Origin of the sequence: Microbacterium hydrocarbonoxydans (assembly GCF_023715885.1) — a bacterium.
GTDB lineage: Bacteria > Actinomycetota > Actinomycetes > Actinomycetales > Microbacteriaceae > Microbacterium > Microbacterium hydrocarbonoxydans_C.
This window is the reverse complement of record NZ_JAMBOY010000006.1, coordinates 62,849-83,321: the sequence shown is the minus strand read 5'-3', so window position 1 is coordinate 83,321 and position 20,473 is coordinate 62,849. Positions and strand designations below refer to the sequence as shown.

Here is a 20,473-nt window from a genome sequence, read left to right as displayed (position 1 = left end):
GGTGGCCCGGCCTACGCTGGAGGTATGCACACCACCCGCAGCGTCCGCGCCTTCGAGGTCGTCAGCGAATACGCCCCGGCCGGAGACCAGCCGCAGGCGATCGCCGAACTCGCGTCGCGCATCAACGCCGGCGAGACCGACGTCGTGCTGCTCGGAGCCACCGGTACCGGAAAGTCGGCGACGACCGCCTGGCTCGTCGAACAGGTGCAGCGCCCGACGCTCGTCCTGGCCCACAACAAGACCCTCGCCGCGCAGCTGGCGAACGAGTTCCGCGAGCTCATGCCGAACAACGCCGTCGAGTACTTCGTCTCGTACTACGACTACTACCAGCCCGAGGCGTACGTCCCGCAGACCGATACCTTCATCGAGAAGGACTCGTCGATCAACGCCGAGGTCGAGCGCCTTCGGCACTCGACGACCAACTCTCTGTTGAGCAGACGAGACGTGGTCGTGGTGTCGACCGTGTCGTGCATCTACGGACTCGGTGCGCCGGAGGAGTACCTGCGCGCCATGGTCGCGCTCCAGGTGGGGGAGCGGTACGACCGCGACGCCCTCATCCGGCAGTTCATCGCGATGCAGTACAACCGCAATGACGTGGACTTCTCGCGCGGGAACTTCCGCGTGCGCGGCGACACCATCGAGATCATCCCGGTGTACGAGGAGCATGCGATCCGCATCGAGCTCTTCGGGGACGAGATCGAGGCCCTCTACTCGCTGCACCCGCTGACCGGAGAGGTGATCGAGAAGCTCGACTCCGTCCCGATCTTCCCTGCGTCTCACTACGTCGCGGGCACCGACGTGATCCAGCGCTCCATCGGCACGATCGAGCACGAGCTCGAAGAGCGTCTGGCCGAGTTCGAGCGCCAGGGCAAGCTGCTCGAAGCGCAGCGCCTGCGCATGCGCACCACGTTCGATCTCGAGATGCTGCAGCAGCTCGGGTTCTGCTCGGGCATCGAGAACTACTCGCGGCACATGGACGGTCGGATGCCGGGTGAGCCCCCGCATACGCTGCTCGACTTCTTCCCCGACGACTTCCTGCTGGTGATCGATGAGTCGCATGTGACCGTTCCGCAGATCGGCGCGATGTACGAAGGTGACGCCTCTCGCAAGCGCACTCTTGTCGACCATGGGTTCCGGCTGCCGAGCGCCATGGACAACCGGCCGCTGCGGTGGGATGAGTTCAAGAACCGCGTGGGGCAGACCGTGTATCTGTCGGCCACGCCCGGCAAGTACGAGATGGGCATCGCCGACGGGGTGGTGGAGCAGATCATCCGCCCGACGGGCCTCGTCGACCCGCACATCGTCGTCAAGCCGTCGAAGGGACAGATCGACGACCTGCTCGAAGAGATCCGAGTCCGTGTCGAACGCGACGAGCGCGTCCTCGTCACGACACTGACGAAGAAGATGGCGGAGGAGCTCACCGACTTCCTCGGTGAGCACGGCGTGCGGGTGCGCTATCTGCACTCCGATGTCGACACCCTGCGCCGGGTCGAGCTCCTGAGCGAGCTGCGCTCGGGCGTCTACGACGTACTCGTCGGCATCAATCTCCTGCGGGAGGGGTTGGACCTGCCGGAGGTGTCTTTGGTGGCGATCCTCGACGCTGACAAGGAGGGCTTCCTGCGTTCCGGCACGTCGCTGATCCAGACGATCGGTCGTGCCGCGCGAAACGTCTCCGGCGAAGTGCACATGTACGCCGACAACATGACGGATTCGATGGCCAAGGCCATCGAGGAGACCGATCGGCGCCGAGACAAGCAGATCGCCTACAACAAGGAACACGGCATCGATCCGCAGCCGCTGCGCAAGCGCATCGCCGACATCACCGAGGTCCTGGCCCGAGAGGGCGCAGACACCGCCGACATGCTGGCCGGGCGCGGCAAGGCATCGGGCAAGGGCAAGTCGCCGACGCCCAACCTGCGTCGCACCGGTATCGCCGCAGAGGGCGCTCAGCAGCTCGAGGCGACGATCGAGGATCTGTCGAACCAGATGCTCGCCGCAGCCGCCGAGCTCAAGTTCGAGCTCGCGGGGCGCCTGCGAGACGAGGTGCAGGACCTGAAGAAGGAGCTGCGGGCCATGGAGCGTGCCGGGCACGCCTGAGCGAAGGGCGTCTGACGATGGATGCGGCCGGAGAAGAGCTCGCCGACCGGGTGCGGGCGCTGCTGACGCTGGGCGGCGACGTCGAGGAGAAGCGGATGTTCGGGACCCGTGCGTTTCTCATCGACGGCCATATCCTCGTCGGTGCGCGCTCGGCGGGAGTGCTGCTAGTCCGCGTGCGCGAAGAGACCGGCGCGGCGCTGGTCGCGCGACCCGGTGTGACGACCGCGGTGATGGGACCGCGCACGATGGGGACAGGTTGGCTCGACGTGGCACCCGAGGCGACCGCCGACGACGAGGCGCTCGCGTTCTGGCTGGACGTCGCGCGGGGGGACGCCGACCGACAGGAGTGACTGGCGCGCGCCCCTGAATGCCGAGGCCGAGGCCGCGGCCGAACGGCGAGTGTTCTGTTCAGGGGCAGTGCACGAGGGTCTTCGGTCCGGATCGATCGATGACGTGAGTGCTCATCGGGGCACCGCACAGCGGGCAGGCACGTTCGGCGCGCTCGGCCGCGCTCGGCGGTGGAGTCTTCTCGTATGGGCCGACCGAGGCCGGCCCGGCGAAGCGGATCAGGTTCGAGTTGACCCACGAGTAGAGGCCGCCGGCGGCGCGGATGCGGTCGCGGAGGGGAGCACGCTCGGGGTTCGTCATGTTCGTTAGTGTACTAACTATTCGTGGTCTTGTATAGTGGCGGCATGGCGACCTCCGACGACCTCCTGCGACTCGAGAACCAACTCTGCTTCGCCCTCGTCACGGCGGCCCGCAACGTCGTCGCGATCTACCGGCCGATCCTCGAACCGCTCGGTCTCACTCACCCGCAGTACCTCGTGATGCTCGCACTGTGGGAGCGCGCTCCGCGGTCGCTGAACGACCTCGCGTCGGACCTTGCGCTCGAGCCCGCGAGCGCATCGCCGCTCGTCAAGCGTCTCGAGGCCGACGGTCTCATCGCGCGCCTCCGAAGTGCGGAGGACGAGCGTCGCCTCGACATCACGCTGACCGACGCGGGGAGGGCGCTCCGCGAGCGCGCCCTCGATGTGCCGCGCCAGGTGATGGAGGCCGTCGGGATGGATGCCGCGGGGATCGCCGATCTGCGCGACGGTCTCGCGCCGTTCGCCGGGCGCCGGGTCGACGCCTGACCCGCACCGGACATTCCTCTCGGCATCCCGCCCCACCGGTGCCCCCACTCTAGGGTGGAGGCATGTTGCGCGCCGTCCGAGAAGAGGCTGAGGCCACGCGACAGCGCCGTCCGCTCGGCGGTGTCCTGCTCGGACTCGTCTCGATCGCCGGCTTCTTCGCCCTGCTGATGTTCGCCTCCGCGCTGCAGGGGTATCCGGTCTTCGCGCCTGGGCAGGAGTCGGGCCCCGCCGTCACCGTCACACCCGAGCCGCAGCCCGAGATGACGCAGGGACCGCTTCCCGAGATCCCGCCGCAGGAGGATTCGCCGGTTCTCACGGCCATCGCGATCGTGGTGGCGGTGATCATCGGTGCCGCGATCCTGATGATGCTGTTCTTCGGCATCCGTCTTCTGGTCCGCACCTTGCGCGGCCTGTGGCGTGATCGGCCCCTCGCACGCCGCGTCGCCGCTGTGGTCGCCGTGGGGGCTGCGGAGACCGAGGCGCCGTCGTCGGAGCCCGAGGCGGAGGTCGTGCGCCGCGGCGTGGCGCAGGCTCTCGACGCGATCGGTGACGGAGCCGAGCCGGGCGACAGCATCACCGCGGCCTGGCAGGGGCTCGAAGAGACCGCGGCCGACGCGGGAGTCGTGCGAGCACGCAGCGAGACGGCCGCCGAGTTCACGGTGCGGATCCTCGCGCATCGTCCATCGACGTCGGGCGAGGTCGCGACGCTGCTGCGCCTCTTCGAGGACGTCCGTTTCGGGGGTCGCGTGGCGGACGAAGCGGACCGGCGTACCGCGATCCGCTGCCTGCGGGCGATCGAGGAGGGGTGGCGGTGAGGAAGCGGGCTGTCGTCATCGGGCTCGCAGCCCTGCTCGTGGTGTCGGTGCCGCTGCTGCTGTCGATGTTCGGAGTGCCCTTCGACTTCGCGCTCTCCTGGGCGCTGATCGTCGTGGTCCTGATCACGGTGACGCGGCAGGCGTTCACGGACGAGAGCGCCTCATGGCCGCCCCCGCCGCCGTCGCAGCCCGTGCGCGGCTCGGAGGTCGCGCGCCTCGCCTGGTCGATCAACTCCCGGACGGGGATCGCCGGCCATGCCGTCGTGAGACGGATCGACCGAGTCCTCCGCCGACGCCTCGCCCGGTGGGGTCTCGACCCCGACGATCCCGACCATCACGACGGCATCGACCTGCTGGTCGGCGAGGACGTGCGCACTCTCCTCCTGCGTCGCGAAGTGCGGCGCACCGACATCGAACGCGTGCTCGACGCGCTGGATCACCTACCTACTCGACCTCAGGAGACGAACCGATGACAGACGACACCGCCACCATCGCCGAGGCCGGGCAGCGCATCCTCGACGGCGTCCGCACCGCCGTCGTGGGGATGGACGAACCCCTGACCATCGCACTGGCCACGATCCTCGCCGGCGGGCATGTGCTGTTCGAAGACGTCCCCGGCCTCGGCAAGACGCTGGCGGCGCGCAGCCTCGCCTCGGCGCTCGGGCTCGAGTTGCGGCGTCTGCAGTGCACGCCCGACATGCTCCCCGGGGACGTCACGGGGTCGTACGTGTACGTGCCTGCGACGGGTGAGTTCGAGTTCCGCCCGGGCCCGCTGTTCACGGGCCTGCTGCTCGCCGACGAGATCAACCGGACGACGCCGAAGACGCAGTCGGCCATGCTCGAGGCGATGGCCGAGGCGCAGGTGACCGTGGAGGGGAACCGCTTCGCACTTCCCTCGCCGTTCCACGTCATCGCGACCTCGAACCCGATCGAGTACGAGGGCACATACGCGCTCCCCGAGGCGCAGCTCGACCGATTCATGGTGAGGCTCTCGGTCGGGTACCCCGCGGCCGAGGACGAGTCGCGCATCGTGATCGAGCGGATGCGTCGACAGACCGCCGACGCCCGCGTCGCCCCGGTGATCGACGCGGCGCGTCTGCGCGGCATCCAGGCTGCCGTCGAGCGCATTCACGTCGACCCGGATGTCGTCGCGTACTGCGTCGAGCTGACGCGCGCGACCAGGCGAGCGGCCAACGTCGCGGTCGGCGCCTCGCCGCGCGGATCGCAGGCGCTGGTCCTGCTCGGCCGTGCTCTCGCCGCGCTCGACGGGCGCGGATACGTCCGACCGGACGACATCAAGCGCATCGCGGTGCCCGTGCTCGCGCACCGGCTCACTCTGACGCCGCAGGCATGGGCTCAGGGGGCCGACCCTGCGGCAGTGGTCGAGACGGCCGTCGCCCAGACGCCGGTGCCCCCGACCATCGCCGCCGCCCGATGAGCGACGACGCCCGCTCGAGCCTGCGGATGCCGCTGCGGTGGCGACGAGGTCCCGTGCTCGCGATCGCCGTGGCGGGGGCCGTTCTGCTGGCGGCGGTCGGTCTTGCGCTCTCGCGCCCCGATGTGATCGCGACCGGCCTCCCGCTCGCCCTCGGGGCGGCCTGGATGCTGCTTCGCCGGCCGAGCGACGGCACGGCGCTCATCGCCCTGCGCGCGGCATCGCGGAAGCGCGGGGCGACGGCGGCTGCACGGGGCTCGATCGACGTCGACACCGAGGCCGACTGGATGCAGCTCGCGATCGATCAGGACGGACGTCGTTCCGCGCTCGCCGAGGTCCGTCGGGGGAGCGCGGTCGCCCGATCGACGGCCGTGCTGCGGCATTCGGGCCCGGTCGAGCTCCTCGCTGTCACGGCTCGCGCAGTGACGATGGACGGCGCGTGGCTGTCGGATGTGAGCGAGCGTGTCGCGCTCGGCTGGCGGACGCCGCCGGAGATCCGTGAGCCGGGGGTCGTGCCGACCGGTCGGCGTCTTCGGGGGATCCATGGCACGCATGAGGGGTCGCGTCCGGGCGACGGCGGCGACTTCCGCGACATCCATCCGTTCGCGCCGGGGGATCAACTGCGGCGCATCGACTGGCGCGCCACGGCCCGCGCGGCGCGGAGGCGGGGCGATCTGCTGGTCCGCCGGTACGACTCGCTCAGCGATTCCTCGGTCGTGATCGCCCTCGACACGGCAGACGACCTCGGCGCGGTGGTGGCGAGCTGGGGGCGATCCGACCCTGATCGCTCCGGCGTGACCTCGCTCGACCTCGGGCGCGAGGCGGCGCTCTCGATCGCCGCAGCCGCGATCGGGTCGGGTGATCGGGTCGCGTTCCACGCGCTCGCCCCCGGCGGCCGGAGCCTGCGCTCGGGCGGTGGCTCCCGTCACCTCGCGCGCCTGCGCGGTGTCGTGGCGGCGACCGGGGTCGGCGGAGAGGATGCCCACCTGCGACGGACGCCGGTCGTGCCGAACGGGTCGATCGTCTTCGTGCTCTCCACGTTCTCCGACGGGATCGCCGCCGTGCAGGCGACACGCTGGCGAGCCGCCGGGCATGCAGTGGTGGCGGTGGACGTGCTTCCCGAGCTCGACACCGCGCGTCTCACCGTCGAGCAGCGCGTGGCGATGCGGACCCTGCTGGCCGAGCGCACAGAGGTGCTGGCCGACCTGCAGCACGCGGGCATCGAGGTCGTGCCCTGGTCGTCGTCCGACCGCGAGGTGGGAATGCGTCTCGCGGCGATGAGGCAACGACGGGAGAGGGCGGGTCGGCGATGACCGCGCGCTCGCATACGCTCCGCGTTCCGGCGGCGGTGCCCGGCATCGCGCTCCGGCTCCTCGTCGTCGCCCTCGTCGCCGCAGGGGTGCTGCTGCTGATGCCGTACGCGCTCTGGCAGGGGATCGCGATCGTCATGGCGGTCGCGGCGGTCTTCGTCCCGGCGTCGCTCGCGGCCTGGGCGGCGGCGGCCTGCCTCCCGTTCGGGCTGCTGGTGACCGAGCCGTCGGCCACGCGCACGGCCCTCGCGGTGCTGCTCGTGCACGCGATCCACGTCGTCGCGTCGCTCGCGCTGGTGATCCCGGCCCGCTCGCGGGTCGCGCTTCTCGTGCTCGGCCCGAGCGCCCTGCGGTTCGCGGTCGTGCAGCTGATCGCCCAGCCCACCGCGTTTGGAGTGCCGCTGCTCGTCGGCGCATCGGGGTGGGCGACCGCGAGCTGGCTCGCCCCCGCGGCCGCCGGTTCGCTCGCCGTCGGACTGGCTGTGGCGCTGGCGGCTCTGAGGAGGGCGGACGCCGAGTCTCGGTCGCTTCCCAGCCCCGCAGGCCCCCTCGGCGGAGCCAATGTCCGTGGCCCCTCGTAGACTTGACCGGTGCCAATCGTCCCCGTCGCATCCCCAGGAAAACTCAGTGTTCGCGGTGCTCGCGTCCACAATCTGAAGAACGTCGACATCGACATCCCGCGTGATTCGCTCGTCGTGTTCACCGGCCTGTCCGGGTCGGGAAAGTCGAGCCTCGCGTTCGACACGATCTTCGCCGAAGGACAGCGGCGCTACGTCGAATCGCTGAGTGCCTACGCGCGCCAGTTCCTCGGTCAGGTCGACCGTCCTGACGTCGATTTCATCGAGGGCCTCAGCCCAGCGGTGTCGATCGACCAGAAGTCGACGAACCGCAACCCGCGATCGACCGTCGGCACGATCACCGAGATCTACGACTACATGCGACTGCTGTGGGCGCGCATCGGCGTCCCGCACTGTCCCGAGTGCGGCGAGCGAATCCAGCGTCAGACCGTGCAGCAGATCGCCGATCAGCTCATGACGCTTCCCGAGCGCACGCGCTATCAGATCGTCGCGCCGATCGTGTCGCAGAAGAAGGGCGAGTTCGTCGACCTGTTCCGCGAGCTCGGCGCCAAGGGCTACTCGCGAGCGATCGTCGACGGCGACCTCATTCAGCTGGCGGAACCGCCGACGCTGAAGAAGAGCTACAAGCACGACATCGCGGTGGTGGTCGACCGCCTCGTGGCCTCCGACGACATCCTGGGCCGCGTGACCGACTCGGTCGAGACCGCCCTCGGTCTTGCCGGCGGCGTCGTGCAGGTCAACTACGTCGACGAGGAGGGCGACGCCGCGTGGCAGTCGTTCTCCGAGAAGCTCGCGTGCCCCAACGGGCACCCGCTCAGCCTCACCGAGATCGAGCCCCGCACGTTCTCGTTCAACGCCCCGTTCGGCGCCTGCCCGGCCTGCTCGGGTCTCGGTACGCGCATGTCGGTGGACGTCGACCTCATGCTCGGCGACGAGGAGCTCTCGATCCGCGAGGGCGCGATCATCCCTTGGACCACCCAGGGCAAGGGACTGTTCCAGTACTACGAACGCCTGCTCGAGGGGCTCGCCGCCGACCTCAACTTCTCGCTCGACACGCCCTGGCAGGACCTCAGGGTCGACGTGCAGGATGCGATCCTCCGCGGCGACAACTACAAGGTGACCGTCAAGTGGAAGAACCGCTACGGCCGCGAGATGCGATACGCCTCCGGATTCGAGGGCGTCGTGCCCTACATCGAGCGGCAGTACGCCCAGGCCGAGTCCGACACGCAGCGCGCCCGCTGGGGGGAGTACCTCCGCGAGGTCCCGTGTCCTGTCTGCAACGGCGACCGTCTCAAGCCCGAAGTGCTCGCGGTGCAGGTGCACGGGCACTCGATCGCCGAGGTCTCGCACCTGAGCCTCGCCGACGCCCGCGCCTTCATGGAGACCCTCACGCTCACCGACCGCGAGGCCAAGATCGCCGCGCAGGTGCTGCGCGAGATCCGTCTGCGTCTCGACTTCCTCTTGCAGGTGGGTCTGTCGTACCTGAACCTCAGCCGTTCGGCAGGGTCGCTCTCGGGCGGTGAGGCGCAGCGCATCCGGCTCGCCACGCAGATCGGCTCCGGCCTCACCGGTGTCCTGTACGTGCTCGACGAGCCGTCGATCGGCCTCCATCAGCGCGACAACCGCCGGCTCATCAACACACTCCTCAAGCTCCGCGACCTCGGGAACACGCTCATCGTCGTCGAGCACGACGAAGAGACGATCGAGGCCGCCGACTGGGTCGTCGACATCGGCCCCGGTGCCGGTGTAAACGGCGGCGAGGTCGTGCACTCCGGCCCGTACTCGGCGTTGCTGAACGAGTCGGACTCGATGACGGGCGAGTACCTGTCCGGCGCCCGCGAGATCCCGACGCCGACGAAGCGCCGCAAGATCGACAAGAAGCGCAAGGTCAGCGTCGTCGGGGCGCGCGAGAACAACCTCAAGAACGTGAGCGTGGACTTCCCGCTCGGAGTGCTCACCGCCGTCACCGGCGTGAGCGGCTCGGGCAAGTCGTCGCTCGTGAACGACATCCTCTACCAGGTGCTCGCCTCGCGACTCAACGGGGCGAGGACGGTTCCGGGCAAGCACACGCGGGTCTCCGGACTCGACAACCTCGACAAGGTCGTGCACGTCGACCAGGCGCCGATCGGCCGCACCCCACGGTCGAACCCCGCCACCTACACGGGGGTGTTCGACCGGATCCGGTCGCTGTTCAGTGAGACGCCCGAGGCGAAGGTGCGGGGATACCAGCCCGGCCGTTTCAGCTTCAACGTCAAGGGCGGCCGCTGCGAGGCGTGCTCCGGCGACGGCACCATCAAGATCGAGATGAACTTCCTGCCCGACGTGTATGTCGACTGCGAGGTCTGCCACGGCAAGCGGTACAACCGCGACACGCTGGCGGTGCACTACAAGGGCAAGAACATCGCCGAGGTCCTCGAGATGCCGATCGCGGAGGCCGCGGAGTTCTTCGAGCCCATCCAGGCGATCCACCGCTACATGAAGACGCTCGTCGACGTCGGCCTCGGGTACGTTCGGCTCGGTCAGTCGGCGACGACGCTCTCCGGCGGTGAGGCGCAGCGCGTGAAGCTCGCCACCGAGCTCCAGCGCCGCAGCAACGGACGCAGCATCTACGTGCTCGACGAGCCGACCACGGGTCTGCACTTCGAAGACGTGCGCAAGCTGCTCGAGGTGCTGAATGGATTGGTCGACAAAGGCAACACCGTGATCGTGATCGAGCACAACCTCGACGTGATCAAGTCCGCCGACTGGGTGATCGACCTCGGACCGGAGGGCGGTTCGGGCGGTGGCGAGATCCTCGCGACCGGCACCCCCGAGCAGATCGCTCGCGTCGCCGAGAGCCACACCGGACAGTTCCTCGCCGAGATCCTGGATGAGGGGCGCTCTGCGCGGAAGGCCAGCTGATGGCCGACGTCCTCCCGTACAAGCCGAGGACCGGTGAGATTCCCACCGATCCCGGCGTGTACCGCTTCCGCGACGCCGATGGGCGTGTGCTGTATGTGGGCAAGGCGAAGAACCTGCGCCAGCGGCTGTCGAACTACTTCGCTCCGCTGCGCACTCTGCACGAGCGCACTCGACGGATGGTCACCACGGCGGCCTCCGTCGAGTGGACGGTCGTGCCGACCGACGTCGATTCGCTGCAGCTCGAGTACATGTGGATCAAGGAGTTCGATCCGCCCTTCAACGTCCGCTACCGCGACGACAAGTCCTACCCGTTCATGGCGGTGACGCTCGGCGACGAGGCCCCGCGCGTGATCGTGACGCGAAATCGCAAGATCCCCGGCGCGCGGTACTTCGGCCCGTACCCGAAGGTCTGGGCGGTGCACGAGACCATCGACCTGATGATCAAGGCGTTCCCGATCAGGACCTGCAGCGACGCGAGCTACAAGCGCGCCATGCAGACGGGGCGACCCTGCTTCCCCGGACAGATCGGCAAGTGCGGCGGACCCTGCTCGATGACGGTCACGATCGAGGAGCACCGGGCGATGGTCGACGACTTCGTCGCCTTCATGGCCGGTGGCGACGAGCGGTTCACCCGTGATCTGCGGAAGCGGATGCTGGCGGCATCGGCCGCGATGGATTACGAGGCAGCCGCGAAGTTCCGCGACAAGCTGTCGGCCATCGAAGCCGTCCTGGGCAAGAGCGCGCTCGTGCTCGCCGCCGACGAAGACGCCGATCTGTTCGGCATCGCGGAAGACGAGCTCGCCGCAGCGGTGCAGCACTTCGTCATCCGCGGCGGGCGCGTGCGCGGTGTGCGGGCGCTGACGATCGAGAAGGAGATCGACATCTCCTCGGCCGACCTCGTCGACCAGGTCCTGCAGCGCGCCTACGGCGATGCGCAGGACGTGCCGCGTCGCATCATCGTGCCGACACTGCCCGACGACGCAGCCGAACTCGAGGAGTGGCTCCGCGAGCGACGAGGGAGGAAGGTCGAGATCGCTGTCGCGCAGCGCGGACAGCGGGCCGACCTCATGCGCACCGCGATGATCAACGCGCAGCAGGCGCTCATCAGGCACAAGACCCGTCGTACGAGCGACTACGTCGCCCGCACCCAGGCGCTGACCGATCTGCAGGAGGCACTCGGCATGTCCGAGGCCCCGCTGCGCATCGAGTGCTTCGACATCTCGCACCTCGGCGGCACCAACGTCGTCGCATCCATGGTGGTGTTCGAAGACGGTCTGCCGCGAAAAGACCAGTACCGTTCGTTCAACATCGCGGAGACGACCGACGACACCGACTCCATGTACCAGGTGCTCACCCGCCGCCTCGCCTACCTCGACAAGCCCGACGAGACGGAGGTCATCGACCCGACGACCGACGAGATCGTGGGGGAGGACGTCGGCGAGGCCACCGTCAAGCGGCGGCCGCGCTTCGCCTACCCCCCGCAGCTCCTGCTCGTCGACGGCGGCCAGCCTCAGGTCGAGGCCGCGGCGCGCGCTCTGCGCGACTCGGGTCACACCGAGATCGCCGTCTGCGGCATCGCCAAGCGGCTCGAGGAGATCTGGCTCCCCGGCGACGACTTCCCCGTGATCCTTCCTCGCACCAGCGAGGCGCTGTACCTCCTGCAGCGGCTCCGCGACGAGGCGCACCGCTTCGCGATCACACATCAGCGCAAGCGCCGCAAGAACGACATCACCACCGTGCTCGCCGAAGTGCCGGGGCTCGGAGCCTCGCGCATCAAGGTGCTGCTCAAGCACTTCGGTTCGGTCACCGCGCTCCGCGCCGCAGCCCCCGGCGAGATCGAACAGGTGCAGGGCATCGGTCCCGTCCTGGCCCAGAACATCCACACGCATCTCGCCACCCGGTAGTCCCGTTCTCGCTAGGCTGGAAGCGGCGGGGAGAAGGGGTAAAGATGACTGACGGGGACAAGGGCGAGTTCCTCATCGTCACGGGCATGTCTGGCGCCGGTCGGACGACCGTCGCCAATGCTCTGGAGGATTTGGGCTGGTACGTGGTCGACAACCTGCCGCCGCAGATCCTGCGCCCGCTGCTCGACCTCACCGACATGGGCGGCAACGCGCTCCCCAAGGTGGCGGCCGTGGTCGACGTGCGCGGCCGCAATCTGTTCGACGACTTCCCGGGCGTGGCCAGAGCGCTGCGTTCGCGCGGCTCCGTGCGCGTGCTGTTCCTCGACGCCTCCGACGACGTGCTCGTGAGGCGATTCGAGTCGGTGCGGCGTCCGCACCCGCTTCAGGAGGACGGAACGCTGCTCGACGGCATCCGCGGCGAACGGTCGCGTCTCGCCCCGATCCGCGAAGCCGCCGACATCGTGATCGACACGTCGGCTTTGAACATCCACCAGCTGGCCACCCAGGTATCCGAGCTGTTCGCCGAGGAGGGTGCGCCTCGCCACCGCCTGACGCTCATGAGCTTCGGGTTCAAGTACGGGCTCCCCACCGACGTCGACCTCGTCGCCGACATGCGCTTCCTCCCGAACCCGTTCTGGAACGAGGAGCTGCGCGGACTGACGGGGAAGGACGAAGAGGTCAGGGACTTCGTGCTGTCGCGCGACGGTGCCGCGGAGTTCCTCGACGCATACACGGCTGCGCTGACCCCTGTGCTCGAGGGCTATCAGCGCGAGAACAAGAGCCACTCGACCGTGGCGGTCGGCTGCACGGGCGGCAAGCACCGGTCGGTCGCGATGGTGGAGGAGCTGGCGCGCCGGCTCGCGGCGGTGCCCGGCGTGGCCGTCAACGTCCGTCATCGCGACCTCGGCAGGGAATAGCAGGCACCTCCGCCAGAGTAGGCTGGAGGTTTGCGTCGCGATCCGGCGCGTGAGCGTAGAGGAGTGTCGTGGCACTAACCACCGACGTCAAGGCTGAGCTGGTCAGCATCCGCAATGCACCCCCCACTGTGCGTGTCGCGGAGGTCACATCCATCCTGCGATTCGCGGGTGGGCTGCATTCGATCGCCGGGCGCGTCGCCGTCGAGGCGGAGGTGGATGCCGAAGTGCTGGCGCAACGCGTGGCACGCGACCTCGCGGAGATCTACGGCGTCCGTCCCGAGATCGCCCAGGTCCAATCGAGCACTGCGAACGACGGTGCCCGGTGGGCCGTGCGGGTGATCGCTGCAGGGGAGACCCTCGCCCGGCAGACCGGCCTGCTCGATCAGCGCCGCCGCCCCGTCCGGGGCCTGCCCAATCGCCTCACCACCGGCTCACGTGCCGAGGTCGCAGGTCTCTGGCGCGGAGCCTTCCTCGCCGCGGGAACGCTCAGCGAGCCCGGCCGGTCGGCGATGCTCGAGATCGCCTGCCCGTCGTCCGAGGCCGCGATGGCTCTGGTCGGCGCCGCGCACCGCCTCGGTGTCGCCGCGAAGGCCCGCGAGGTCCGTGGCATGCCCCGCGTCGTCGTGCGCGAGGGCGAGGCCATCCGCACGATCCTCGCCGAGATGGGCGCCAAGAAGACCGCCGTCGCCTGGGAGGAGATGCGTCAGCGTCGCGAGGTCCGCGCCGGTGTGAACCGTCTCGTGAACTTCGACGACGCGAACCTGCGTCGCTCCGCGCAGGCCGCTGTCGCCGCCTGCGCCCGCGTCGAGCGCGCGCTCGAGATCCTCGCCGACGACGTGCCGGAGCACCTGCGGGTCGCCGGAGAGCTGCGCCTCGCCCATCGCGACGCGAGCCTCGACGAGCTCGGCCATCACGCCGATCCGCCCATGACGAAGGACGCCGTCGCCGGCCGCATCCGCCGCCTCCTCGCGATGGCGGACAAGCGCGCCCAGCAGGAGGGCATCCCCGGCACCGAAGCCGCCGTGCCCGCCGGACTCGACGTCTGACCGAGCGAAAGAGAAGAGAGGCGATCCCTGTCAAGGGGTCGCCTCTCTTCGTCATACGGCGGAAGGATCAGGGGTGACGATGTGTTGTCCTCACTAGGATGAGTTACGTCTGCTCCGCACCGCATTCGGCAGCGCGGAGGATCGGCAAGCGCCGCGGCGCGGCGCGGATTGGATGAAAGCGACATGGCGACCTATACGCTCCCCGACCTTCCCTACGACTTCGCAGCCCTCGAGCCGCACATCAGCGGCAAGATCATGGAGCTGCACCACGATAAGCACCACGCCACCTACGTCGCCGGCGCGAACACCGCGCTCGAGCAGCTCGCCGAGGCTCGCGAGAGCGGCAACCTCGCCAACGTCAACAAGCTCGAGAAGGACCTCGCGTTCAACCTCGGCGGTCACGTCAACCACTCCATCTTCTGGACCAACCTGTCGCCGAACGGCGGCGGCCAGCCCGAGGGCGAGCTGAAGGCGGCCATCGACGAGTACTTCGGCTCGTTCGAGAAGTTCCAGGCCCACTTCACCGCCGCTGCCACCGGCATCCAGGGCTCCGGCTGGGCCGTGCTCAGCTGGGACTCCATCGGCCAGCGCCTCATCATCCAGCAGCTGTTCGACCAGCAGGCGAACACCGCCCAGGGCACGATCCCGCTGTTCCAGCTCGACATGTGGGAGCACGCCTTCTACCTCGACTACCTCAACGTGAAGGCCGACTACGTCAAGGCCGCGTGGAACATCGCCAACTGGGAGAACGTCGCTCAGCGCCTCGAGGTCGCCCGCGAGAAGACGAACGGCCTGCTGGTACTGTCGTAATCGGGTCGCGTCCCGACGGGCCTGGTCTCGTCGGGACGCCATCTCAGCCAAAAACCCCCGCGCATCGCGCATGCACGATTGCTGCGCACAGCGCACGAGAAACAGGGAGACCTGAGTGTCTGTCAAGATCGGTATCAACGGCTTCGGCCGCATCGGACGCAACTACTTCCGCGCGGCTCTCGCGCAGGGCGCTGACCTCGAGATCGTCGCGGTCAACGACCTCACCGACAACAAGACCCTGGCGCACCTGCTGAAGTACGACTCGGTCGGCGGCGTCCTCGACGCCGAGATCAGCTACGACGACGAGAGCATCACGGTCAACGGCAAGGCCATCAAGGCGTTCGCTGAGCGCGACCCCGCCAACCTCCCGTGGGGCGAGCTGGGCGTCGACATCGTGATCGAGTCCACCGGCTTCTTCACCAAGGCCGAGGCCGCGAAGAAGCACATCGACGCCGGCGCGAAGAAGGTTCTCATCTCGGCTCCGGGCACCGGCGTCGACGCGACCTTCGTCATGGGTGTGAACGAGGACACCTACGACCCCGCCGCACACCACATCATCTCGAACGCGTCGTGCACGACGAACTGCCTGGCACCGCTCGCCAAGGTCTTCAACGACGAGTTCGGCATCGACCGCGGCTTCATGATGACCGCGCACGCCTACACGGCCGACCAGAACCTGCAGGACGGCCCGCACAGCGACCTCCGTCGTGCCCGCGCCGCCGCGATCAACATCACCCCCGCATCGACCGGTGCCGCTAAGGCCATCGGCGAGGTGCTCCCGGAGCTGAACGGCAAGCTGAGCGGCTCGTCGTACCGCGTTCCGGTCCCCACGGGCTCGATCGTCGACCTCACCCTCATCACCGACCGCGAGAACCTCACGGTCGACGAGGTCAACGAGGCGTACAAGAAGGCCGCGGCCGACGGTCGCCTCGCCGGGTACCTGCAGTACAACGCGGACCCGATCGTGTCGAGCGACATCGTGCACAACCCGCACTCGTCGATCTTCGACTCGACGCTGACCAACGTCAGCGGCAACCTGGTCAAGGTCTCCAGCTGGTACGACAACGAGTGGGGCTACTCCAACCGTCTCGTCGACCTCACCGAGTACGTGGCCGAGCGTCTCTGAGACATCTCCCATGACTCTGCGCACCCTGGATTCACTGGGTCCGCTCGAGGGCAAGCGCGTCATCGTCCGTTGTGATCTGAACGTCCCCCTGCGGGACGGGGTCATAACGGACGATGGCCGTGTACGCGCCTCGCTGCCGACCCTCAACGCCCTCATCAATGCGGGCGCCCGCGTCGTCGTGTGCTCGCACCTCGGTCGTCCCGACGGCGCGCCCGACCCGCAGTACAGCCTCGAGCCGGTCGCGCAGCGTCTGTCCGAGCTGCTCGGCAAGCCGGTCGCGTTCGCGCGCGACACGGTCGGCGAGTCGGCTCACGAGGCCGTCGCCTCGCTGGAGGACGGCGGCGTCGTCGTCATCGAGAACCTGCGATTCAACCCGGGGGAGACCTCGAAGGACGACGCCGAGCGCGGTACGTTCGCCGCGCAGCTCGCCGAGCTCGGTGACGTGCTCGTCTCCGACGGCTTCGGCGTGGTGCACCGCAAGCAGGCGAGCGTGTACGACCTCGCCGAGCGGATCCCTTCGGCCGCCGGACTGCTGATCGCCGCCGAGCTCGACGTGCTGGACCGCCTGACCGAGAACCCCGAGCGACCGTACGCGGTCGTCCTCGGCGGTTCGAAGGTCAGCGACAAGCTCGGCGTGATCTCGCATCTGCTGCCGCGCGTGGACCGGATCCTCGTCGGCGGCGGGATGCTCTTCACCTTCCTGAAGGCGCAGGGCCACGCCGTGGCCTCCAGCCTCCTCGAAGAGGACCAGCTCGACACGGTCCGCGGCTACATCGCGGAGGCGGAGGAGCGCGGCGTCGAGCTCGTCCTCCCGACGGACGTCGTCGTGGCGTCCGCGTTCTCGGCCGACGCCGACCACGAGGTCGCCGAGGCCGATGCGATCGAGAACACGGCGTTCGGCGCTTCGGGCATCGGTCTCGACATCGGACCGGAGACGGCCACGCGATTCGCCGAAGTCATCCGCAGCTCCAAGACCGTGTTCTGGAACGGGCCGATGGGCGTTTTCGAGTTCCCCGCGTTCGCCGCCGGCACCAAAGCGGTCGCTCAGGCGCTCACCGAGGTCGACGGTCTCAGCGTGGTCGGGGGCGGAGACTCCGCAGCGGCCGTGCGTCAGCTCGGCTTCGACGATGACAGCTTCGGTCATATCTCGACCGGCGGCGGTGCCAGCCTCGAGTTCCTCGAGGGCAAGAAACTACCCGGCCTGGAGGTACTCGGATGGCAGTGAACACCCGGACCCCGCTGATCGCGGGCAACTGGAAGATGAACCTCGACCACCTGCAGGCGGTCGCGTTCGTGCAGAAGCTGCACTGGACGCTGAAGGACGCGAAGCATGAGGACGGATCCGTGGAGGTCGCGGTGTTCCCGCCCTTCACCGACATCCGCAGCGTGCAGACGCTCATCGACGCCGACAAGATCCCGTTCGCGCTCGGCGCCCAGGACCTCTCCGCCCACGACTCCGGTGCCTACACCGGCGAGGTGTCCGGTGCGTTCCTGTCCAAGCTCGACGCGAAGTACGTCATCATCGGCCATTCGGAGCGTCGTGAGTACCACGCCGAGTCCGACGAGGTCGTGGCGGCGAAGACCAAGGCGGCGCTGAAGCACGGTCTCGTGCCGGTCGTCTGCGTGGGGGAGACCTCCGAGGACCTCGAGAAGTTCGGCGCGAGCGCCGTTCCGGTGGGTCAGCTGGAAACGGCTCTCCAGGGTCTCTCGAAGGACGCGGACATCGTCGTGGCGTACGAGCCGGTCTGGGCCATCGGCTCCGGACAGGCCGCCACGCCGCAACAGGCGCAGGACGTCTGCGCGGCTCTGCGCGGCGTGATCGCGAAGGTGCTCGGCGAGGATGCGGCGGCACGCACGCGCATCCTCTACGGCGGATCGGTCAAGGCGGCGAACATCGCCAGCTTCATGCGCGAGCCCGATGTCGACGGCGCGCTCGTCGGGGGCGCGAGCCTCGTCGTCGATGAGTTCGCCGCGATCATCCGCTTCGAGAAGCACGTCGGAGTGTGAGCGAGTGCGGCGGGGCTCGGGTCCCGCCGCACCGTATACTTGACCGTTACGGGGGCAGTCGTGCCCCAGCGAAAGGCTCTTCCTCGTGGAAATTCTCGAGTTCGTCCTGCAGGTCGTGCTGGGTATCACCAGCGTCCTGCTGACCCTCCTCATCCTGCTCCACAAGGGGCGCGGCGGCGGCCTGTCCGACATGTTCGGCGGCGGCATGTCGACGGCGGTCGGCTCCTCCGGCCTCGCCGAGCGCAACCTCAACCGTTTCACCGTGATCCTCGCCCTGACGTGGTTCGTGGCGATCGTTGCGCTCGGACTCATCACGAAGTTCGAGGTGATCTGATGGCTACCGGCGGCAACGCGATCCGTGGAACCCGCGTGGGTTCCGGACCTATGGGCGAGCAGGACCACGGCTATCACGCCGACCGCATCGCCGTGTCGTACTGGGACGGTCTCGGCAACGAGACGGTCCGCTACTTCGCGGCGGGTCTCCCTGAAGACGAGATCCCCGAGATCATCGACCACCCGCAGTCCGGGCTCCCGGCCGGTCGCGACAAGGAGAATCCTCCTGCTCTCGCGAAGACCGAGCCGTACAAGACGCACCTCGCCTACGTGAAGGAGCGTCGCACCGACGAGGAAGCTGTCCAGCTCCTCGAGGACGCCCTCGCGCAGCTGCGCGAGCGGCGGGGGCAGTGACCTCCGTCTGATCCGCACAGAGGCCGCCGCGTTCCCTCGCGGCGGCCTCTGTCGTGCACAGCGCGGGCGTGAGGTCAGCGACAGGCGTACGACGCGTCGATGTAGGACTGCGGAGGGTAGCCGTAGGCCCAGACGCCGTTCGCATCGTCGGTGAAGCCCATGCCGATCGCCCACGCGGTCGCCCATTTCTCGATGCTGTCCTGCGTCGATGAGTCGTACATGTCCTCGCACTTCACGCTGATGGCATGGCCGACCTCGTGCGCGACGAGCGCCTTGCTTCGATCGGCCGGCCACTGCTCGGCAACCGAGTTCGACAGCTCGATCACTGCGCGGTCGGGCTCGTCCCACCACCACGTCGTCAGGCCGCCCATGCTGCCGTTGTCGCCGGCGTTGTTCACGATCGGGTTCCAGTCGAACTCGAGCAGCACCCCCGGTGCCAGGGAGCGGGCGAACGCCTCGATCTCCAGACGCGTACCCTGCAGCGGACCGGCCTTCTCGGCGAGCTCGGCCTGCTCCGAGGCGACCACCTGCGCGGCCGCATCCTGCAGCGAGACGAAGGTGGCCACGGTGAGGTCGTCCAGGGCAGAGGTGGCGGAGGCGTCGGAGGCGGCGTCCCGGAGCGCGATGACGTCGAGGTTCTTCGCGGAGATGTGCGCGGCCTCGAAAGCGGCTGCCGCGGTGGCAGCGGAGCCGAGAAATCCGAGTCCGGTCTCCTCCACGGCGGCCCCGGCGTCGGCGAGGTCCGGCACCTCGGCATCCAGCTCGCCGACGAGCTGATCGAGGTCGGCGGCGTCCTGGTCGAGCTCGTCGGCCTCGCCGAAGAGCTCCCAGAAGAAGGTCGGCTTCGGTTCGGCATCCGGGAGCGAGACCGTGGCGTGGTCCGATGCGGCGGAGGCGAGGTCGCCCGCCTCGGTGACAGCCGCACCGAGCGATTCCTTCGCCGCGGGGTCGGTCAGCACGCCGGTGTCGCTCTGCAGCAATTGGTTCGCGATCTCGGAGGTGGCCGTCAGCGCATCGCTGGACTGCTGCAGGTTCGCGACAGAGACCTGAGCGCTGTCGCGAGCGGACTCGAAGTTCGCCGCCGCGTCGTCGTAGCCGAGATTCGCGGTCGTCTGCAGGGCCGCGACAGCACCGATCGCGACGACACCGACCGCCAGGCCGATCCAGAGCCCAGGACGGCGCTTTCGCGGTGCCCGCGTCGGCGAGGCGCCCACGATGTGCTGGGGGAGCTCATGACCGCCCCACGGAGAGACAGGGCTGCCGAGGGGGGCTGTCATGCGGTGGGACCTCCGGTGAGGGATGCGGCGTACATCGACTCTGCCAGAGAAACACGCACGGGTAGGGAACAAAAGCAAGAAGGCCTCCGCATCTCTGCGGAGGCCTTCGAAGTGAGGGGGTGACGGGAATCGAACCCGCGCAATCAGTTTGGAAGACTGAGACTCTACCATTGAGCTACACCCCCGGACCCGTCGTCGTGCTCCGGGACCGATCGGTGACGTGCACCGACTGTTCGATCATAGCGGACGGTCGAGGGTGCTCCCGTCCGTTAGACTCGATGGGGCTGAATCTGCGTGCGGATTCCCCGGGGCGTAGCTCAGTTTGGTAGAGCGCCCGCTTTGGGAGCGGGAGGTCGCAGGTTCAACTCCTGTCGCCCCGACACGGCTCGACAAAGCCTGGCAGCCGCGATTCAGCGCGGAAATCACAAGG

At 68.6% G+C, this 20,473-nt stretch carries 20 protein-coding genes and 2 tRNA genes; 19 read left to right on the top strand and 3 right to left on the bottom strand.

Going from position 1 to position 20,473, the window contains the following annotated elements:
- The first annotated feature begins 24 nt into the window (after positions 1 to 24).
- Together uvrB and M3195_RS14990 are read left to right on the top strand one after the other, a co-directional pair.
- On the top strand, positions 25 to 2,097 hold the full coding sequence (uvrB, locus tag M3195_RS14995) for an excinuclease ABC subunit UvrB (protein ID WP_251588770.1): 2,073 nt from the start codon (positions 25 to 27) through the stop codon (positions 2,095 to 2,097).
- 17 nt (positions 2,098 to 2,114) lie between these two features.
- The gene (locus tag M3195_RS14990) at positions 2,115 to 2,447 is read left to right on the top strand and encodes a TfoX/Sxy family protein (protein ID WP_251588768.1); all 333 of its coding nucleotides are present in this window, start codon (positions 2,115 to 2,117) and stop codon (positions 2,445 to 2,447) included.
- 58 nt (positions 2,448 to 2,505) lie between these two features.
- On the opposite strand, the gene M3195_RS14985 is transcribed toward M3195_RS14990, so the two are convergent.
- Complete coding sequence (locus M3195_RS14985; RefSeq protein ID WP_251588766.1) at positions 2,506 to 2,745, bottom strand: hypothetical protein; 240 nt, start codon at positions 2,743 to 2,745, stop codon at positions 2,506 to 2,508.
- Between the two features lie 44 nt (positions 2,746 to 2,789).
- On the opposite strand from M3195_RS14985, the gene M3195_RS14980 reads away from it, so the two are divergent.
- The 16 genes from M3195_RS14980 (at position 2,790) to M3195_RS14905 (ending at position 18,766) form a co-directional block, all read left to right on the top strand.
- Entirely contained in the window at positions 2,790 to 3,230 is a 441-nt protein-coding gene (locus M3195_RS14980) for a MarR family winged helix-turn-helix transcriptional regulator (RefSeq protein ID WP_251588764.1), read from the top strand.
- Between the two features lie 62 nt (positions 3,231 to 3,292).
- Positions 3,293 to 4,045, top strand: coding sequence for a DUF4129 domain-containing protein (locus tag M3195_RS14975; protein ID WP_251588763.1), 753 nt, complete (start codon positions 3,293 to 3,295; stop codon positions 4,043 to 4,045).
- Positions 4,042 to 4,518, top strand: coding sequence for a hypothetical protein (locus M3195_RS14970; RefSeq protein WP_251588762.1), 477 nt, complete (start codon positions 4,042 to 4,044; stop codon positions 4,516 to 4,518). Before M3195_RS14975 ends, M3195_RS14970 begins: the two co-directional genes overlap by 4 nt.
- On the top strand, positions 4,515 to 5,483 hold the full coding sequence (locus M3195_RS14965; protein ID WP_251588761.1) for an AAA family ATPase: 969 nt from the start codon (positions 4,515 to 4,517) through the stop codon (positions 5,481 to 5,483). The genes M3195_RS14970 and M3195_RS14965 overlap by 4 nt, the downstream gene beginning before the upstream one ends.
- Positions 5,480 to 6,793 (top strand): DUF58 domain-containing protein, encoded by a 1,314-nt coding sequence (locus tag M3195_RS14960; protein WP_251588760.1) that lies wholly within the window; start codon positions 5,480 to 5,482, stop codon positions 6,791 to 6,793. The genes M3195_RS14965 and M3195_RS14960 overlap by 4 nt, the downstream gene beginning before the upstream one ends.
- Entirely contained in the window at positions 6,790 to 7,371 is a 582-nt protein-coding gene (locus tag M3195_RS14955) for a hypothetical protein (RefSeq protein ID WP_251588759.1), read from the top strand. The genes M3195_RS14960 and M3195_RS14955 overlap by 4 nt, the downstream gene beginning before the upstream one ends.
- 9 nt (positions 7,372 to 7,380) lie before the next feature.
- Positions 7,381 to 10,269, top strand: a complete 2,889-nt coding sequence (gene uvrA, locus M3195_RS14950; RefSeq protein WP_251588758.1) for an excinuclease ABC subunit UvrA — start codon at positions 7,381 to 7,383, stop codon at positions 10,267 to 10,269.
- Positions 10,269 to 12,173, top strand: a complete 1,905-nt coding sequence (uvrC, locus tag M3195_RS14945; RefSeq protein ID WP_251588757.1) for an excinuclease ABC subunit UvrC — start codon at positions 10,269 to 10,271, stop codon at positions 12,171 to 12,173. Before uvrA ends, uvrC begins: the two co-directional genes overlap by 1 nt.
- Before the next feature lie 44 nt (positions 12,174 to 12,217).
- A complete protein-coding gene (gene rapZ / locus M3195_RS14940; RefSeq protein ID WP_251588755.1) occupies positions 12,218 to 13,090 on the top strand; it encodes an RNase adapter RapZ in 873 nt (290 codons plus the stop codon).
- A 68-nt stretch (positions 13,091 to 13,158) separates the two neighbouring features.
- On the top strand, positions 13,159 to 14,136 hold the full coding sequence (whiA, locus tag M3195_RS14935; RefSeq protein WP_251588753.1) for a DNA-binding protein WhiA: 978 nt from the start codon (positions 13,159 to 13,161) through the stop codon (positions 14,134 to 14,136).
- A 183-nt stretch (positions 14,137 to 14,319) separates the two neighbouring features.
- Positions 14,320 to 14,946 carry a superoxide dismutase gene (locus M3195_RS14930; protein WP_251588751.1) on the top strand — a complete coding sequence of 209 codons (627 nt, stop codon included), beginning with the start codon at positions 14,320 to 14,322 and terminating at the stop codon, positions 14,944 to 14,946.
- 115 nt (positions 14,947 to 15,061) lie between these two features.
- The gene (gene gap, locus M3195_RS14925; RefSeq protein WP_096715623.1) at positions 15,062 to 16,072 is read left to right on the top strand and encodes a type I glyceraldehyde-3-phosphate dehydrogenase; all 1,011 of its coding nucleotides are present in this window, start codon (positions 15,062 to 15,064) and stop codon (positions 16,070 to 16,072) included.
- A 10-nt stretch (positions 16,073 to 16,082) separates the two neighbouring features.
- Positions 16,083 to 17,297 (top strand): phosphoglycerate kinase, encoded by a 1,215-nt coding sequence (locus M3195_RS14920; protein WP_251588749.1) that lies wholly within the window; start codon positions 16,083 to 16,085, stop codon positions 17,295 to 17,297.
- Positions 17,288 to 18,079, top strand: a complete 792-nt coding sequence (gene tpiA, locus M3195_RS14915) for a triose-phosphate isomerase (RefSeq protein ID WP_251588747.1) — start codon at positions 17,288 to 17,290, stop codon at positions 18,077 to 18,079. Before M3195_RS14920 ends, tpiA begins: the two co-directional genes overlap by 10 nt.
- 85 nt (positions 18,080 to 18,164) lie before the next feature.
- Positions 18,165 to 18,413 (top strand): preprotein translocase subunit SecG, encoded by a 249-nt coding sequence (secG, locus tag M3195_RS14910; protein ID WP_096715620.1) that lies wholly within the window; start codon positions 18,165 to 18,167, stop codon positions 18,411 to 18,413.
- A complete protein-coding gene (locus tag M3195_RS14905) occupies positions 18,413 to 18,766 on the top strand; it encodes an RNA polymerase-binding protein RbpA (RefSeq protein ID WP_251588746.1) in 354 nt (117 codons plus the stop codon). Before secG ends, M3195_RS14905 begins: the two co-directional genes overlap by 1 nt.
- Before the next feature lie 74 nt (positions 18,767 to 18,840).
- Here the strand turns inward: M3195_RS14905 and M3195_RS14900 are convergent, their stop codons facing one another.
- A complete protein-coding gene (locus M3195_RS14900; RefSeq protein ID WP_251588745.1) occupies positions 18,841 to 20,043 on the bottom strand; it encodes a hypothetical protein in 1,203 nt (400 codons plus the stop codon).
- 114 nt (positions 20,044 to 20,157) lie between these two features.
- Positions 20,158 to 20,228 (bottom strand) — tRNA-Gly (locus M3195_RS14895).
- Between the two features lie 121 nt (positions 20,229 to 20,349).
- On the opposite strand from M3195_RS14895, the gene M3195_RS14890 reads away from it, so the two are divergent.
- Positions 20,350 to 20,423, top strand: a tRNA-Pro gene (locus M3195_RS14890).
- Positions 20,424 to 20,473 lie beyond the last annotated feature (50 nt).

Excerpts from the sequence above, each read along its gene's own strand:
- uvrB (WP_251588770.1), top strand. The coding sequence starts at position 25 with ATGCACACCACCCGCAGCGTCCGCGCCTTCGAGGTCGTCAGCGAATAC.
- M3195_RS14990 (WP_251588768.1), top strand. The coding sequence starts at position 2,115 with ATGGATGCGGCCGGAGAAGAGCTCGCCGACCGGGTGCGGGCGCTGCTG.
- M3195_RS14985 (WP_251588766.1), bottom strand. The coding sequence starts at position 2,745 with ATGACGAACCCCGAGCGTGCTCCCCTCCGCGACCGCATCCGCGCCGCC.
- M3195_RS14980 (WP_251588764.1), top strand. The coding sequence starts at position 2,790 with ATGGCGACCTCCGACGACCTCCTGCGACTCGAGAACCAACTCTGCTTC.
- M3195_RS14975 (WP_251588763.1), top strand. The coding sequence starts at position 3,293 with ATGTTGCGCGCCGTCCGAGAAGAGGCTGAGGCCACGCGACAGCGCCGT.
- M3195_RS14965 (WP_251588761.1), top strand. The coding sequence starts at position 4,515 with ATGACAGACGACACCGCCACCATCGCCGAGGCCGGGCAGCGCATCCTC.
- M3195_RS14960 (WP_251588760.1), top strand. The coding sequence starts at position 5,480 with ATGAGCGACGACGCCCGCTCGAGCCTGCGGATGCCGCTGCGGTGGCGA.
- M3195_RS14955 (WP_251588759.1), top strand. The coding sequence starts at position 6,790 with ATGACCGCGCGCTCGCATACGCTCCGCGTTCCGGCGGCGGTGCCCGGC.
- uvrC (WP_251588757.1), top strand. The coding sequence starts at position 10,269 with ATGGCCGACGTCCTCCCGTACAAGCCGAGGACCGGTGAGATTCCCACC.
- rapZ (WP_251588755.1), top strand. The coding sequence starts at position 12,218 with ATGACTGACGGGGACAAGGGCGAGTTCCTCATCGTCACGGGCATGTCT.
- M3195_RS14930 (WP_251588751.1), top strand. The coding sequence starts at position 14,320 with ATGGCGACCTATACGCTCCCCGACCTTCCCTACGACTTCGCAGCCCTC.
- M3195_RS14920 (WP_251588749.1), top strand. The coding sequence starts at position 16,083 with ATGACTCTGCGCACCCTGGATTCACTGGGTCCGCTCGAGGGCAAGCGC.
- tpiA (WP_251588747.1), top strand. The coding sequence starts at position 17,288 with ATGGCAGTGAACACCCGGACCCCGCTGATCGCGGGCAACTGGAAGATG.
- M3195_RS14905 (WP_251588746.1), top strand. The coding sequence starts at position 18,413 with ATGGCTACCGGCGGCAACGCGATCCGTGGAACCCGCGTGGGTTCCGGA.
- M3195_RS14900 (WP_251588745.1), bottom strand. The coding sequence starts at position 20,043 with ATGACAGCCCCCCTCGGCAGCCCTGTCTCTCCGTGGGGCGGTCATGAG.